The organism is Oceanospirillum sp., assembly GCF_982874595.1.
In genome coordinates this window covers 1-14,212 of record NZ_CEYNZH010000071.1, presented here as the reverse complement: position 1 = coordinate 14,212, position 14,212 = coordinate 1, and the positions used below count along the sequence as shown (strand labels likewise).

Below are 14,212 nucleotides of genomic sequence, written 5' to 3'. Positions count from 1 at the left end.
AGAAACCAGCCTTGTCGACGGGTAAAGTCCTCTTTGCTTGGTGTTAGCAATTCCCCCGGCACCTGCACATTACCGGAACTTGCCTGACCGAAAAGAATTAGCTGAGTGCCAGGTCAGCATCCAAAACCAACCATACTGGGTTTAGCATGTGAATTAAGCATTACGCTGCATCGCAAAAGAATCAGACTTTAGTTGAGTCAATAGCAGATTTTCCTAATAATTTGCGACCAGACAGTCATAATTTATTAGTTTTTTCCTGAATCTCCCCGTTTAGAATCAATAGATCGCATTCTTTCTACCATCTTGTTTTTTTCAGGGTTAACCAGCCAATGAGTTCAACTCCGGTTCTTTTTCTGCACAGTTCTATGAGTAGCGGGCAACAGTGGAATGCCCTCCGAGAATCGCTCAATTTACCTTCTTATGCTCCTGATATTTCCGGCTATGGCAAATCACCCATGCCTGCAAATAACCGCCAGGAGCACAAACTGGCATTTGAGCTGGAGCGGTTAGCCGACCAGATTCCGGATCACCCTTTTCATCTGGTCGGTCACTCCTATGGCGCCGCAAACGCCCTTCGTCTTGCTCGTCTTCACCCAGAAAAAGTAGCCAGCCTGACCGTATTTGAGCCCGTTGCCTTTCATCTGTTAGAACTGGATGACCCGCAACGCCAGAACGTATTAGCTCTCAGTCAGACGATCGAAAGCCACCTTAATCAGGGCGACTCATCTTCAGCTGCCGCTTGCTTTATTGATTACTGGAATGGAGAAGGAACCTTTAACCGCCTAAACGAAAAGATGCAGTCTGTATTCCGTCAGGGCATTCTGAAGGTTGCTTACGATTTTATAGCCCTGCTCAATGAAGACTGCCGCGCAAAGGATCTGCAGACGATTACTTGTCCTGTACTACTGCTTGAAGGCTCAGAAAGCCAACCAACAACTCATGCCGTGATGGAAACGCTGAAAGCCACCTTCCCTGAAGCAGAGCACCATAGCTTGCCCTGCGGTCATATGGGGCCATTAACTCACCCGGATCTGGTGAACCCGCTGGTCAGCCAGTTTATTGCGACGCACAACAAAGAAGGCTAACCTAGCCTGATTGCGAAGATGAGCCAAAAACTGATCGTTTTAAACGCTAAGCGATCACGTCTGTGCTGATTTAACAGATCAAGGTATTGAGCCGATTACATCAGACGTCATTATCACGTAATATGCGCCGTAATAATCTGAGTTCAAACGAAGTGCTCAAGACAAGATAACTGAAAAGTAACCGATATCTGGAGAATGAAAATGACCGTACTGGTTAACAAAACCTACGATGAGATTCAGGTTGGCGATACCGCAATACTGGAACGTGCTCTGACCGAAAAGGAACTGGTACTGTTCGCAGCTGTTTCCGGTGATGTTAACCCGGTACATCTGGATGCTGAGTTTGCCAAAAGCACCATGTTCGGTGAGCAGATCGCCCATGGCATGTGGTCCGGTTCTCTGATCTCTGCCGCTCTGGCTACCGTTCTGCCAGGACCTGGCACCATCTATCTGGGTCAGGAGCTGAGCTTCCGTCGTCCGGTAAAACTGGCTGATACGTTGACCGTAACCCTGACGGTAAAAGAGAAGCTGAGCAAAAACCGCGTTGTGATCGACACTCTGGTAACCAACCAAAACGATGAGAAAGTTGTTGTCGGTACCGCTACCGTGATGGCTCCGACCGAGAAGTCTGAGCTGCAGGCACCTGAACTGCCAGCCATCACCATAGGTTAATCCTCTGTCAGTGTGGGTCGCCCTTTAGGCCGTCAGGCTCGCAAACGGCTGTATCTGTTTACGATGACGGGCTGAAGCCCGACCCACATTTGATTTCAGAGACAAGGTCGGAAAAGCCGAAGGCACCTTCCGACACTTTCCGTGTTTCCCTGAATATCAGCTCTTTTTCGTTAAAAGATTCATCGCGTCAGTGATACCCGACAGCGTTAGCGGAAACATACGATCATGCAGTAACTGCCGGGTCATACCGATCGACTGCGTGTAATCCCAATAGCGTTCCTGCACCGGATTCAACCAGACAATATTCTTCCAGGTATCCGTCACCCGCTGCATCCACTGAGCACCACTCTCCTCGTTCCAATGCTCAACACTGCCACCGGCCATAGCGATCTCGTAGGGCGACATGGACGCATCACCAATAAAGATCACCTTATAGTCAGAACCGTACTTGTGCAGCAGGTCGTAGGTTGGAATGCGCTCATCGAAGCGGCGCAGATTATTCTGCCAGACCGACTCATAGATGAAGTTATGGAAGTAGTAATATTCCAGATGCTTAAACTCGGTTCGACAGGCGGAAAAAAGCTCTTCGCAGGTTTTGATATAGCCGTCCATAGAGCCGCCCACATCGAAAAACAGCAGCACCTTCACACTGTTATGGCGTTCCGGCACCAGCTTCAGGTCCAGCATACCGCCGTTATGAGCCGTAGAGCGGATGGTATCGTCAAGATCCAGCTCAGAAGCCGCACCACTGCGGGCAAACTGACGTAAGCGTTTCAGAGCTACCTTGATATTACGGGTGCCCAGTTCAACGCTGTCATCCAGATTCTTAAACTGACGCTTATCCCAAACTTTTACCGCCCGGTTATGACGGTTACCCTCCTGCCCGATGCGGATACCTTCCGGATTGTAGCCATACGCACCAAAAGGCGACGTACCACCGGTACCGATCCACTTATTACCACCGGCATGGCGCTTTTGCTGCTCTTCAAGACGCTCTTTGAAGGTGTCTAAAAGCTCCTGCAGACTACCCAGAGATTTGATCTTCTCCCGTTCTTCCGGAGTCAGCATCTTCTCGAACTCTTTGCGAATCCATTCTTCAGGAATCAGGGTATCCAGCAGATCGTCGAGTCCCTCAAGACCATTAAAGTAAGCCCCAAAGGCCCGGTCGAAACGATCATAGTAGCTTTCGTCTTTCACCAGGCAGGTACGCGCCAGCAGGTAAAAGTCGTCGATACAGGCAAAGGCAACGCCTTTTTCCAGTGCCGCCAGCAGATCCAGTAACTCACGGAGACTTACCGGCACGCCGACTTTGCGGATATCGTTAAAAAAATCGATCAGCATAGCAGCCCCCTAGCGGGATTGACGGCGGTGCATAAAGGCCAGTTTTTCCAGCAGGGAAACATCCTGTTCATTTTTCACCAGCGCGCCATGCAGTGGCGGAATCGCTTTCGCGGCATCCCGCTCCTGAAGCATCTCTAGGCTCATCTGATCAGCCATCAGGAGTTTCAGCCAGTCAATCAGCTCAGAGGTTGATGGCTTCTTCTTAAGCCCCCGAACCTCACGGAGATCAAAAAACACTTCCAGCGCTTCAGAAACCAGCTTCTGCTGGATACCCGGATAATGCACATCGACAATCTTCTGCATCGTCTCTTTATCCGGGAAGTTGATGTAATGGAAGAAGCAGCGACGCAGGAAGGCGTCCGGCAGCTCTTTCTCATTATTACTGGTGATCAGGATAATCGGGCGCTGCTTGGCTTTGATGGTTTCTCCGGTTTCATAAACGTGGAACTCCATCTTATCCAGCTCGAGCAGCAGGTCGTTGGGGAATTCGATATCCGCCTTGTCGATCTCATCGATCAGCAATACCACCTGCTCATCGGATTCAAAGGCCTCCCAAAGCTTGCCCTTGTTGATGTAGTTTTTGATGTCGTGCACACGATCATCACCCAGCTGGGAATCCCGCAGACGGGACACCGCATCATATTCATACAGGCCCTGATGCGCCTTAGTGGTCGACTTGATATGCCACTGAATCAGACGCACGCCCAAAGCATCGGCCAACTCCTCAGCCAGCATGGTTTTACCGGTTCCCGGCTCACCTTTAATCAGTAACGGGCGCTCAAGGGCGATACAGGCGTTAACCGCCATCTGCAGTTCATCGGTAGCAACGTATTGATCAGTACCCTGGAATTTCATAACGGAGTATCTCTGTTTTTATTGTCGAATCGGGTTAAGCGCTGCATCACTGACAGCAGCATTATTTCCGCCTAGTTTACTGGGTCTTTCAGGAAGCGAAAGCCAGTGAGTGACTAAAAAGTCACAACCACCATAAGAAGACAGAAAAAATTAATCAAAAAAAGTTAAAGATGTAACTGAATGTGTCGATAGATTCAGAAGAGATATCCCTTTCTCTTATGCAAGAGCGGTAAAAGGCTAAAAAGAAGTGCTTGCATAGAGGTAACATGGAACCGATTCAAAGGTCTGCTTATGCTTTTTGTCAACACAAATGTTAGTGCCCTCAAAGGCATGGACTTTATGTCCAATGTAACCGACCGCCTTAACCGCTCTTTTGAACAACTTTCATCCGGCAGTCGTATTAATTCAGCCAAAGATGATGCGGCAGGTTTGCAGATTTCAAACAGGTTGGAAACACAGATTATTGGTACCAGCCAAGCCACGCGCAATATTCAGGATGGCTTGTCTGCGCTTCAGATTGCAGATGGTGCGATGGAAGAGATCACCAATATCACTCATCGTATTAGACAGCTCGCCATTCAGATGTCGAGCAATACTTTAAGCCAGGAAGACAGAGATGGAGCCCAGCTTGAGGTTGAAGAATTAATCAGCTCAGCAAACCGTATTGCTGAATCGGCAAGTTTGGGCGAAACACCGCTCCTCAAAGGGCCTGAGGTCGATGAAGCAACCCCACCAGTAACCGATAGGGATATTCTCCTTAAACTCGCAGGATCACTGGAACAGTCCGAAGCCAACATTAAGGCGTATTATGGTATCCAGGGTGATGGTAAAGACGAATTCAATATCGATATTGTTGCCGGCGGTGGCGGTGCCGTAGCCTCAGTTTGGGGAGCAGCCGGGAACGTTAACCGTATGGAAATTGGACGTGCGGATTTTCTGGCTGGCGTAGCCGCCATTGGTGGCAGCGCTGCCAATGACAGGGTTGTTATGCATGAAATGGTTCATGCTGTCATGTTTAACCAATATAGCGCATCGGTCATCAGCAGAGACTGGTTTATGGAAGGGACGGCAGAGCTGATTCATGGCGCTGACGAACGTGTTAAAGTTGATTTTGGAGCTGATCCAAACCTGATGGCAGGCTGGACAGGCGGGTCTGCGTCAAGCGCAGACTATTCCCGTGCTTATGTTTCCATGCGCATGCTGCACGATCGCATGAAAGAGGAAGGTTACGCTGACGGTATTCGCACCTTCACCTCAGAACTTGCCGATGGCAAAACCACGCTCGATCAGGCCTTTAATAAATTTCTGGGTATCTCGGAAACAGACTTCACTGATTGGGTAACAGCCACCGGTGATGCCTACATTACGAATAAAATGGATCTGGACAATGCGGATACGGGTGCAATAGGTGGCTTGGATGCTGATAACATGGGGGTTAAGAATGCCTATGACGCTGTTGGTGATTCTAATAGCTACTCGGAACAACCTCTGGAAGGATTTAAAATTGCTAATTGGCACGGTGGTTTTCAACCTCCGCACGAGAAGACATTCCAGCTACAGACAGGCAGTAATGCCGGCGAGCAATCTGAGTTCTCTTTCCGGGGTGGCTCGGCAGACAGAATTGGTCTTTCTGGCGTTAATGTCTCGGCTAACGCCAGAGGCTCAATTGAAGTCGCCGATAAAGCCCTGAGAAACATCCACGAAATCCGTCGCGAAATCGCAGGTAGCATGGCAGAACTTGAATCCATGCAGCGCAATAACACCGGCATGGTTGTTAACACGTCTGATGCTAAATCCCGCATTCAGGATACCGACTTTGCTGTAGCAACCGCTGACCTGACACGCAACCAGATTATCCAGCAGGCTTCCTCAACCATTCTGGCCCAGGCGAATCAGACACCCAATATCGCCTTATCCCTTCTTCGGTAACGCCAGGTTCAGCCTATATTCCTAAGAACCTAACCGAATAAACGGTTAGGTTCTTAGCTTAAAACATTATTGAATTAAGATCTGATAGATTTTTTTCCTGCCTATCCCTAACCTAGCCTTTAACGGATATAACCTGATAGCTCAAAATAAAGAGCCGGTTATAACGACACATCCAATAAGATTAGGGAAAAACAATGAGCAAGGTTTTTGATGATAACTCGCTAACCATCGGCGAAACCCCTCTGGTAAAAATCAACCGCCTGACTAATCATGGCAAAGTGTTTGCCAAGCTTGAAAGCCGCAACCCGGCATTTTCTGTGAAGTGCCGTATTGGTGCCAATATGATCTGGGATGCTGAAAAGCGTGGTGTTCTCAAGCCAGGCATGGAGATCGTCGAACCGACCAGTGGCAACACAGGTATTGCGCTTTGCTTTGTGGCAGCTTCCCGTGGTTACAAAATCACCCTGACCATGCCTTCCAGCATGAGCCTTGAGCGCCGGAAAATGATGAAAGCTCTGGGTGCAAACATTGAGCTGACCGAGCCAGCAAAAGGAATGAAAGGTGCCATCGCTAAAGCAGAGGAGCTGGTAGCAGGCAATCCTGAACATTACTTTATGCCACAGCAGTTCGAAAACCCGGCCAACCCTGAGATTCATGAGAAAACCACTGGCCCAGAGATCTGGGAAGATACTGACGGTGAAATTGATATTCTCGTGGCAGGCGTAGGTACCGGCGGTACTATCACAGGTATCTCCCGTTACATCAAAAACACCCAGGGTAAAGCGATTACAACCGTTGCCGTTGAACCCGTTGATTCACCGGTCATCAGCCAGACAATCAACAATGAAGAAGTGAAGCCTGCTCCGCACAAAATTCAGGGCATTGGCGCGGGTTTTGTACCTAAGAACCTGGATCTGTCTCTGGTTGATCAGGTAGAACAGGTCGGTAATGATGAAGCGATTGAGATGGCACGCCAGCTGATGCTGAAAGAGGGCATCATCTGTGGTATCTCCTGTGGAGCCGCCATGGTTGCTGCCTTACGTCTGGCAGAGAAGCCAGAAAACGCGGATAAAAACATCGTTGTGATTCTGCCGGATTCCGGCGAACGCTATCTCTCCACAGCCCTGTTTGAAGGCATGTTTACGGACAACGAAACCGTTCAGTAATTCTGCCTGACAAACGTAAAGGCCAACCGCCATTGTCGTTTTAGCGACAGTTCGGTTGGCCTTTTTTTATCCCTATATGAGAGGGTATCAGCAATCTGAATTAAACCTGTTCAGAAACATCCTTTGAAAAGAACTGCTCAACAACCCGCCCCTCTTTGAAAACCACCAATTCTCCGGGTTGAAGGGTCGTCCAGTTCTCATTATCGGTCAGGGGTTGAGTCGCAATCACTGTCACTACATCATGAGGCGTCGTTTCCTCTTTGAAATCCACCTTCATCTCTACATCGGACAGTTCAGCTTCTCCGAATGGCGCTTCACGGGTAATCCAACTGAGCTTAGTGGAACAATAGGCAAACAGATAATCGCCGTTGGACAACAGCATATTAAACACGCCTTTAACCCGTAACTGTTCACACCACTGATGTAAAGCCTGACTTAAAGGACCAACAGCACACTTATCAGTGAAGTTCAGGCGGATCTGGGCCAGCAACCAGCAGAATGCCTGCTCACTATCCGTTGTCCCGACAGGCAGATAAAAGCTGGCAGGAAAGTGAGTCTTGCTGTCTTCCAGCTGGCCATTATGAGCATAACTCCAGTAACGCCCCCAAAGCTCACGGCTGAACGGGTGCGTATTCTCAAGGCAGATCTCCCCCACATTTGCCTGTCGAATATGACTGATGACCGCCTTACTTTTGATCGGATAATTCTGAATCAGCCTGGCAATTTCAGAATCCACAGAAGGCTTCGGATCACGAAACTCCCGATAACCCCGACCTTCATAGAAAGAGATCCCCCAACCATCTTTATGAGGGCCTGTTTCTCCCCCGCGTTTTACCAGCCCGCTAAAGCTGAAACAGATATCGGTTGGCACGTTAGCGCTCATACCCAGAAGTTCACACATGCAATCGGTCCGTTTTTATCGGTTGGTCATTTCATCGCATAAGCAGAAACACGACTTAAAAAAATGGCCCCTGTAAACACAGAGGCCATTATCTGATACCAGACTTATTTTACATGAACTCAATAAAGTTCAGCAAAACCTAAGCCTTAATCAAAGAGATAGATCATCATCTCTTTGATTGTCTCTCGCCTGCTGACGTGCAGCCATACGACGCTGCACAAAGCGCTTATAAAGCCAGAATGCACCAGCAAAGAGAGCAATATTAGCCAATGCTACAGCCAGATAAACCCACAGCAGATTAGCATCACTTGGCTTGGATGAGTCCAGAGGCTGATCGTTAGGGTCCAGCAGATTCATCGGTTTCTTAAGCTTATCGTCTTCCTGGTCAAGGCCAGCACCGGATGAGCCTGCGGAGGCGTCATCATCAATCGGCTGAGGATTCATCTGCCCGGACTCCTCCAGAGTTTCCACCTGTGGCTCCGGATTCAATGGCGGGATGATAATCGGCTCAAGCTCAACATCAAACGGTTTACCCTGAATGGTACCTGAAGCAAATGCACGGATACGTTGCTCTTTTTCACGATTCATTTCCGGCAGATCCAACGCCCAGGACTCCTGACTCGTCAACTGCGCCCGTTGATTCAGGCCATTAATTTCAGCCGTAATGGTTAGGTCGCTGGCTTTCAGTTCAGGCAGCACCTTCGTAAAGAAGATACGAGTTGGCTCGTTAGCATCATCGTAATCCACTTTTGAACTAACGACATCCTGAACAAATACCGGCTGAGAAACAGATCGCTGGAAGGTTTTACCATCCAGACTGACCTGAATACGATAATTTCCCGTGGTATTAAAAGGCCCCAGCTTCGTAACAAAGGTACCGGCCTCACCGGGCTTGCTGGTCATCAGGTCAGATTTGAGTACTTTGTCGCTATCCGCCAACTGCTGAGCTTCAAGGGAAACAATCTTAAGGAACTCGGGACGGGTAATCGTCTCACCTTCTTCCTGAATTGAGGCTTCAATATCAAGACTCAAGCCACGGAACAAAGTCGCGGGGACATCACTTACTTTGAGGCTAAGGTCAGAAACGACAGTCACACGGTTGTCCGGGTGCATCTCCGTTTCAACCAGCCATTCGCCATCTTCCGGGTCATTCACCGTGATCAGGTCATAACGACTTTCATAGTGCCAACGTACATTATCGGGATGCGTCAGAGAGGTATAACGCTCACCTTTGGGCGAGATCAGAAAAACCCGCTGACTGTCCGGCTTATGGAAAATCAGAGCGGTAAATTCGTTAATACTGCTGTCCACCAGAAAACGGTTATTTTCCAGGGGAACCTGCTCACTTGGAGCCGTGCGGTCAAGAGCCTGCATAAAGAGCTGCATCAGCTCTTCAGCATTGTTGGCAACCGCGGCTAAACCACCAGTACGCTGAGCCAATTTTAGCATCAGGTCTTTATCAGCATTATCCGACAAAGCCACGGTATGGATGGTATAGCCCGCTTCTTTCAGTTTAGGCAGCAGATCAAACTGAATGCTGTCACGGGATTCATTGTTCTCCTGACGCTTACGACGCTCGTTGCGGGATTCCGAAATATCCACCAACCCATCGGTCAACAGAATAATATGACGATCGAAATTGCTGTCAGGACGATCCGCATCATAGCTTGCCCGTTCAAGAGCATTCTCAATATCGGTAAACATAGCGGAGGACGTGATATCACGGCTACGCCCCCGGGCATCCTGACGCCATTGATCCGTTACATTCAGGTGCGGCACTAACTCATTGGTGTAAGTTCCGAATGTCCAAACACCGGCACGACTACCTTCCGGCAACAGATCAACCAGCAGATTCAACGCAGGAGCCCTAAGGTTTGATGGGTCGTTGTGTTTCATGCTACCTGACGTATCAATAAGCACACGTACATCCGGTTTAACATCCGCCGCAAGAGCAGCGGAAGCAAACACGCAGGTAGTGGCCAGCAACACAGCTTGCGAGCCTCGGGCCAAAGCACGTCGGAGTAATAAAACAAGCCTTGAGCTATTTCCTGATAGTCGATCTGCAAAAACAGGCATTTCGGTTCCTTTCTTACCGGTGAAAACCGGTATTAACCGGTTTTCGATATCTAAAATCTGACAGATTAAACAATCGATTCCGCAAGCTTACGACCACGTTCAGTCACATGCCAACGCATACCCCAGCCACTGTTAACACGCCCCGCCATCCCCTTACCCACCAGAACGGCAAGGCTCTTTTGCAGATCGGTTTCATCCAGTTCCGTTTCCAGACACAAAGTAGGTATCGCACGATAAATATGTCGGCCACTGGCCAGACTTTTCAATACCGCCGTTGAAGAGACATCCAGAGTATCCAGCTCAGAGGCCGAAACCTCAGCCTGGTCTTCATGCTCGGTTTCAGTTTCCAACAGAGGTAACAGAGAATCCTGAAGCTGTTTAAGCTGCTGCTTAAGCTGTTCCGTTTCCGTTTTAGCCGTTTCTGCAGCGACCAGAGTACGATCCAGTGTATTGGTTGCAACCAGACGGGAAGCAATCGCAGCAATCAGACAGATACCTGTATAGATAAGTAGCTTAGACGCATCTTCCTGACTTTGAGATACGATATCGCTACCCAAAAGATCCAGGGCCACCGGCACCAGAAATGCGGCGCTAACGCCTACGACCAGAGAACGGGCCAAAGCGATCGTATCTTTATTGTTCTGATTCAGTAGGTAGAAGTTAACTAAACCGCCAAAGACCCCAGCAAACAACATAACTAAAACGAGAATAATGACGTGAGTTGTCATATGAAATATCCTGAAAAATTTCCTTTAAGTCGCCGTTGCGACTCACCTGTTAAAAAAAGTCTCTGCAAGCCCCTAACAGGACACTTTACAGAGCATTAGCGACCAAAGCGGCAACTGATTTCCGTTTTTCATCTCTAACCGAACCAAACCTGCAGCGTTCGCACCGAAGGTTTCAAACCGTATCAGGCTGCTTCACCCGCATCATCCTCGGTTTCAGCCACCGCCACCTGATTTCGACGGAACCATAAAAACAGGGCCAGCAGCAGATACCCAAAAGCCAAACCACCTAAAAGCGGCAGCCCTGCTCTCATCCAAGAGGCACCCTCATCACCGCCAATCGTTTCAAAGAAGGTGATGATAACAGCAGGAGCCAAATGCCCGGCATTACCCTGCACATACCAAGGAAAAGCAAACAGCACCGTCGCTGTCGTTACAATGAAGCCACGCAGAGTCATCGGCCAACTGAGGGTAATTCGAAGGGTGACAATCATCACTGCCAAAGCGGATAATAGGTAAATAACCCAGCTTATAAACTGATAGTTCTCAAACGCCATAGTCGTCAATTCCTTTAGCCGCAGCATTAGCGGCATAACACCCTGATTCTTAAGCGCCCTTATTATGTCTCAAGCCAAACAAAATAACGACCTCAGCACCGCATTGGATAACCAAATGCCACATTTTTTATGTCGGGGCCCCGGACAGGATCCCCTTTCAACGCTGGAACAAAAAAGCGACGAGACCCTGAATTTTCTTAGAAAATGCAATGAAGATGCCAACTCAATCCTTAATGCCCCCCTTCAGGAGAGTCTTTTTCAGGAAATCCGCCATCGAACACCTCTGGACCATGACAGTTATCCGACAGATCTTGAACATTACCGCTACTTCGTTCGCCAAAAGGAAGCTTTCGAATACCCTCAATTCTGGCGAGCGCCACTGAATCAACATAACCGGCATAATCAGGAATATCTGGAACAGGCCAGCTGCTACCTGGATTGCAACCAGCTGGCAGAGGCTCATGATTATTTTGATCTGGGGGATATGGCCATTTCACCGGACGAACAACTTCTGGCACTGACAACCGATACAGAAGGGGATGAAATCTATGAGCTGCGACTGGTAAACCTGACCACTAACCATTGGCAAGTCTTTGATCAGCTGCCGCCTCTGGCCTCAGATCTTATCTGGACAGAGGATCAGGAAACCCTGCTTTGCTTTCCACTGGATGATGCCCAGCGCCCATGGCAAGTCATGGCGCTCAATATTACTTCCGGTGAACAACATATTATTTTCGAAGAAAACGATGCCCGCTTCTGGGTAGGCTGCAGCAAAAGCCGTGACCGACAACTTATTTTTATTGAAAGCCTGAGCAAACAAAGCACCAGCTACTCAATAATTCCTGCTGGAGAGCCCCTGACAACACCAACACTGCTGATCGAACGTCAGGAGGGCCATGAGTATCATGCGGACAGTATCGGCGATCAGATCTACATCCGCAGCAACCTGCAAAAACCTTTCTTCGGCCTCTACCGGCTCTCAGTGGAAGCATTTTCTACACCGCTTACCGCTGCCCGTTTTATCGAACAATCAACCATCATCCACGCACCGTCAGAAGCCAAAACCTTTGAAGGATTTGAACTCTTTGATCATCACCTCATGGTACTTCTTAGAGATCACAGAATCGGTGGGCAGGAACTGACCATTCATAATCTGGACGGGCATCTGGAGCATATATTTAAACCACCCTACCCTCTGGTCAGTATCAACCTGTCTGACAACCCCTACAGCAACACCGACGAGGTTCGACTGGAGCTGGAATCGTTCAACCAACCACCGACTCTTTATCGCTACCAGATGGCAGAACAGGCCTTAATTCAACTTCGGCAGATGCCATTAAATAACACCGACCTGAGCCAATTCAGCAGCCAGCAAATACTCGTACCCAGCTGGGACGGCACGCCCATCCCTATCAGTCTGGTGGGTAAAAAAGCGCTATTGAACTCTGGATCCCCTCAGCCTGTCCTTCTTTATGCCTACGGCGCCTACGGCGACCCACTTGACCCTTGGTTCTCACCCAGTCGTTTAAGTCTGATGGAACGGGATGTGATTTTTGCCATCGCTCATATTCGCGGCGGCGGCGACTGCGGCGAGCATTGGTATCAACAGGGTCGGCTTGGTTACAAAGAAAACAGCATCCGGGATCTTGAAGCCTGTATTCAGGCTCTGATCAAAAGAGGTATTACCCATCAGAGCCAACTGGCGGTACAGGGCGGCAGTGCCGCAGGAATTATCCTCGGCGCGCTATACAACCGATCCCCAGAACAGGTTTGCGGCATCATCGCCGAAGTCCCCTTTGTCGACGTTTTACGCACCATGTCCCGCCCGGAACTGCCGCTGACCATCGGAGAATATGAAGAATGGGGTAATCCTGAAGAGCCCGAAGCCCATTGGCGTATTCGTCACTACAGCCCGCTGGAAAACCTAAAACCCCACACTCACCGCTCACCTGAACAGCAACCCAAACTATGGATAGAAGCCGGGCTTAACGACCCCCGCGTGCAGTACTGGGAGCCCGCCAAATGGGCTTATCGCCTGAAAAAAGCAGGCATCAGCAACGTCTGGCTACGCACCCGAATGGACTCCGGCCACGGAGGCGGATCAGGCCGAGACCAAAGCTATCGGGAAACAGCAGAAACCCAGAGCGTAGCACTGATGATGCTTAACAAAGCTTCATAAAAAGACACGCTTAACCCCATATTGTCAGATCATTGACCCATAAAACTAAGCCGCCTGCGTGGCGGTGAACTCTTGCAGGGTCTGGGCAACACGGTTGGCCATTTTCTAAGCCGCCTGTGCGGCGGTGAACTCGGTGGTCACGTAGTTTTGGCCAAAAATCATCTTTCTAAGCCGCCTGTGCGGCGGTGAACGACATTCAGCAAACGGGCAGATGCTGTTGCCTTTTCTAAGCCGCCTGTGCGGCGGTGAACACAACATGGGGTCACCAGCATCACAGCCGCAATTTCTAAGCCGCCTACATGGCGGTGAACGAACTGGACGAGTTAACAGGCATTCTTAATGCTTTCTAAGCCGCCTACGTGGCGGTGAACTCCAGCACCGGCCAGCAGGCCGATTTTAAAAATTTCTAAGCCGCCTACGTGGCGGTGAACTCATGGAGGAGTTCACTTTTAGAACTCCTTATTTTCTAAGCCGCCTACGTGGCGGTGAACACTATTTGAATTGAAACGGATTATTTCATTATTTTCTAAGCCGCCTACGTGGCGGTGAACAACAACACCAGTGCCTACGCAGAACACGTTGCTTTCTAAGCCGCCTGTGTGGCGGTGAACCTATGGTCCGGTCGATATCTGCAAACGAATCATTTCTAAGCCGCCTGTGTGGCGGTGAAAGGTCTCTGCGATTTCCTGATTTATACGCCACATTTCTAAGCCGCCTACGTGGCGG

General features: G+C 49.4%; 11 protein-coding genes. 5 read left to right on the top strand and 6 right to left on the bottom strand.

Annotated elements, in window-relative coordinates; translation table 11 throughout:
• The first annotated feature begins 329 nt into the window (after positions 1-329).
• Both AC4GL5_RS17400 and AC4GL5_RS17395 read left to right on the top strand, forming a co-directional pair.
• Positions 330-1,085, top strand: coding sequence for an alpha/beta fold hydrolase (locus tag AC4GL5_RS17400; RefSeq protein ID WP_490384074.1), 756 nt, complete (start codon positions 330-332; stop codon positions 1,083-1,085).
• A gap of 201 nt (positions 1,086-1,286) precedes the next feature.
• Positions 1,287-1,757, top strand: coding sequence for a MaoC/PaaZ C-terminal domain-containing protein (locus AC4GL5_RS17395; RefSeq protein ID WP_490384073.1), 471 nt, complete (start codon positions 1,287-1,289; stop codon positions 1,755-1,757).
• A 156-nt stretch (positions 1,758-1,913) separates the two neighbouring features.
• Here AC4GL5_RS17395 and AC4GL5_RS17390 read toward each other — a convergent pair whose 3' ends face one another.
• Positions 1,914-3,098, bottom strand: coding sequence for a vWA domain-containing protein (locus tag AC4GL5_RS17390; RefSeq protein ID WP_490384072.1), 1,185 nt, complete (start codon positions 3,096-3,098; stop codon positions 1,914-1,916).
• 9 nt (positions 3,099-3,107) lie between these two features.
• On the bottom strand, positions 3,108-3,953 hold the full coding sequence (locus tag AC4GL5_RS17385; protein WP_490384071.1) for an AAA family ATPase: 846 nt from the start codon (positions 3,951-3,953) through the stop codon (positions 3,108-3,110).
• Between the two features lie 291 nt (positions 3,954-4,244).
• Here AC4GL5_RS17385 and AC4GL5_RS17380 point away from each other — a divergent pair, with 291 nt between their 5' ends.
• Both AC4GL5_RS17380 and cysK read left to right on the top strand, forming a co-directional pair.
• Positions 4,245-5,882 (top strand): flagellinolysin, encoded by a 1,638-nt coding sequence (locus AC4GL5_RS17380; RefSeq protein ID WP_490384070.1) that lies wholly within the window; start codon positions 4,245-4,247, stop codon positions 5,880-5,882.
• Between the two features lie 194 nt (positions 5,883-6,076).
• Positions 6,077-7,048 carry a cysteine synthase A gene (gene cysK, locus AC4GL5_RS17375; RefSeq protein WP_490384069.1) on the top strand — a complete coding sequence of 324 codons (972 nt, stop codon included), beginning with the start codon at positions 6,077-6,079 and terminating at the stop codon, positions 7,046-7,048.
• Positions 7,049-7,148: 100 nt separating this feature from the next.
• On the opposite strand, the gene AC4GL5_RS17370 is transcribed toward cysK, so the two are convergent.
• The 4 genes from AC4GL5_RS17370 to AC4GL5_RS17355 all read right to left on the bottom strand — a co-directional run bounded on the left by AC4GL5_RS17370 (position 7,149) and on the right by AC4GL5_RS17355 (position 11,334).
• The gene (locus tag AC4GL5_RS17370; RefSeq protein ID WP_490384068.1) at positions 7,149-7,949 is read right to left on the bottom strand and encodes a class II glutamine amidotransferase; all 801 of its coding nucleotides are present in this window, start codon (positions 7,947-7,949) and stop codon (positions 7,149-7,151) included.
• A 150-nt stretch (positions 7,950-8,099) separates the two neighbouring features.
• Positions 8,100-9,938 (bottom strand): VWA domain-containing protein, encoded by a 1,839-nt coding sequence (locus tag AC4GL5_RS17365; RefSeq protein WP_490384067.1) that lies wholly within the window; start codon positions 9,936-9,938, stop codon positions 8,100-8,102.
• A 152-nt stretch (positions 9,939-10,090) separates the two neighbouring features.
• Positions 10,091-10,753, bottom strand: coding sequence for a YEATS-associated helix-containing protein (locus tag AC4GL5_RS17360; protein ID WP_490384066.1), 663 nt, complete (start codon positions 10,751-10,753; stop codon positions 10,091-10,093).
• Between the two features lie 182 nt (positions 10,754-10,935).
• Entirely contained in the window at positions 10,936-11,334 is a 399-nt protein-coding gene (locus tag AC4GL5_RS17355) for a hypothetical protein (protein ID WP_490384065.1), read from the bottom strand.
• Positions 11,335-11,422: 88 nt separating this feature from the next.
• Between AC4GL5_RS17355 and AC4GL5_RS17350 the strand changes: the two genes are divergently transcribed.
• Positions 11,423-13,486 carry a prolyl oligopeptidase family serine peptidase gene (locus tag AC4GL5_RS17350; protein WP_490384064.1) on the top strand — a complete coding sequence of 688 codons (2,064 nt, stop codon included), beginning with the start codon at positions 11,423-11,425 and terminating at the stop codon, positions 13,484-13,486.
• Positions 13,487-14,212 lie beyond the last annotated feature (726 nt).

What these genes read in the sequence shown, in the direction of transcription:
- AC4GL5_RS17370 (WP_490384068.1), bottom strand. Translation starts at nt 7,949, where the DNA reads ATGTGTGAACTTCTGGGTATGAGCGCTAACGTGCCAACCGATATCTGT.
- AC4GL5_RS17385 (WP_490384071.1), bottom strand. Translation starts at nt 3,953, where the DNA reads ATGAAATTCCAGGGTACTGATCAATACGTTGCTACCGATGAACTGCAG.
- AC4GL5_RS17360 (WP_490384066.1), bottom strand. Translation starts at nt 10,753, where the DNA reads ATGACAACTCACGTCATTATTCTCGTTTTAGTTATGTTGTTTGCTGGG.
- AC4GL5_RS17350 (WP_490384064.1), top strand. Translation starts at nt 11,423, where the DNA reads ATGCCACATTTTTTATGTCGGGGCCCCGGACAGGATCCCCTTTCAACG.
- cysK (WP_490384069.1), top strand. Translation starts at nt 6,077, where the DNA reads ATGAGCAAGGTTTTTGATGATAACTCGCTAACCATCGGCGAAACCCCT.
- AC4GL5_RS17395 (WP_490384073.1), top strand. Translation starts at nt 1,287, where the DNA reads ATGACCGTACTGGTTAACAAAACCTACGATGAGATTCAGGTTGGCGAT.
- AC4GL5_RS17355 (WP_490384065.1), bottom strand. Translation starts at nt 11,334, where the DNA reads ATGCTGCGGCTAAAGGAATTGACGACTATGGCGTTTGAGAACTATCAG.
- AC4GL5_RS17390 (WP_490384072.1), bottom strand. Translation starts at nt 3,098, where the DNA reads ATGCTGATCGATTTTTTTAACGATATCCGCAAAGTCGGCGTGCCGGTA.
- AC4GL5_RS17400 (WP_490384074.1), top strand. Translation starts at nt 330, where the DNA reads ATGAGTTCAACTCCGGTTCTTTTTCTGCACAGTTCTATGAGTAGCGGG.
- AC4GL5_RS17380 (WP_490384070.1), top strand. Translation starts at nt 4,245, where the DNA reads ATGCTTTTTGTCAACACAAATGTTAGTGCCCTCAAAGGCATGGACTTT.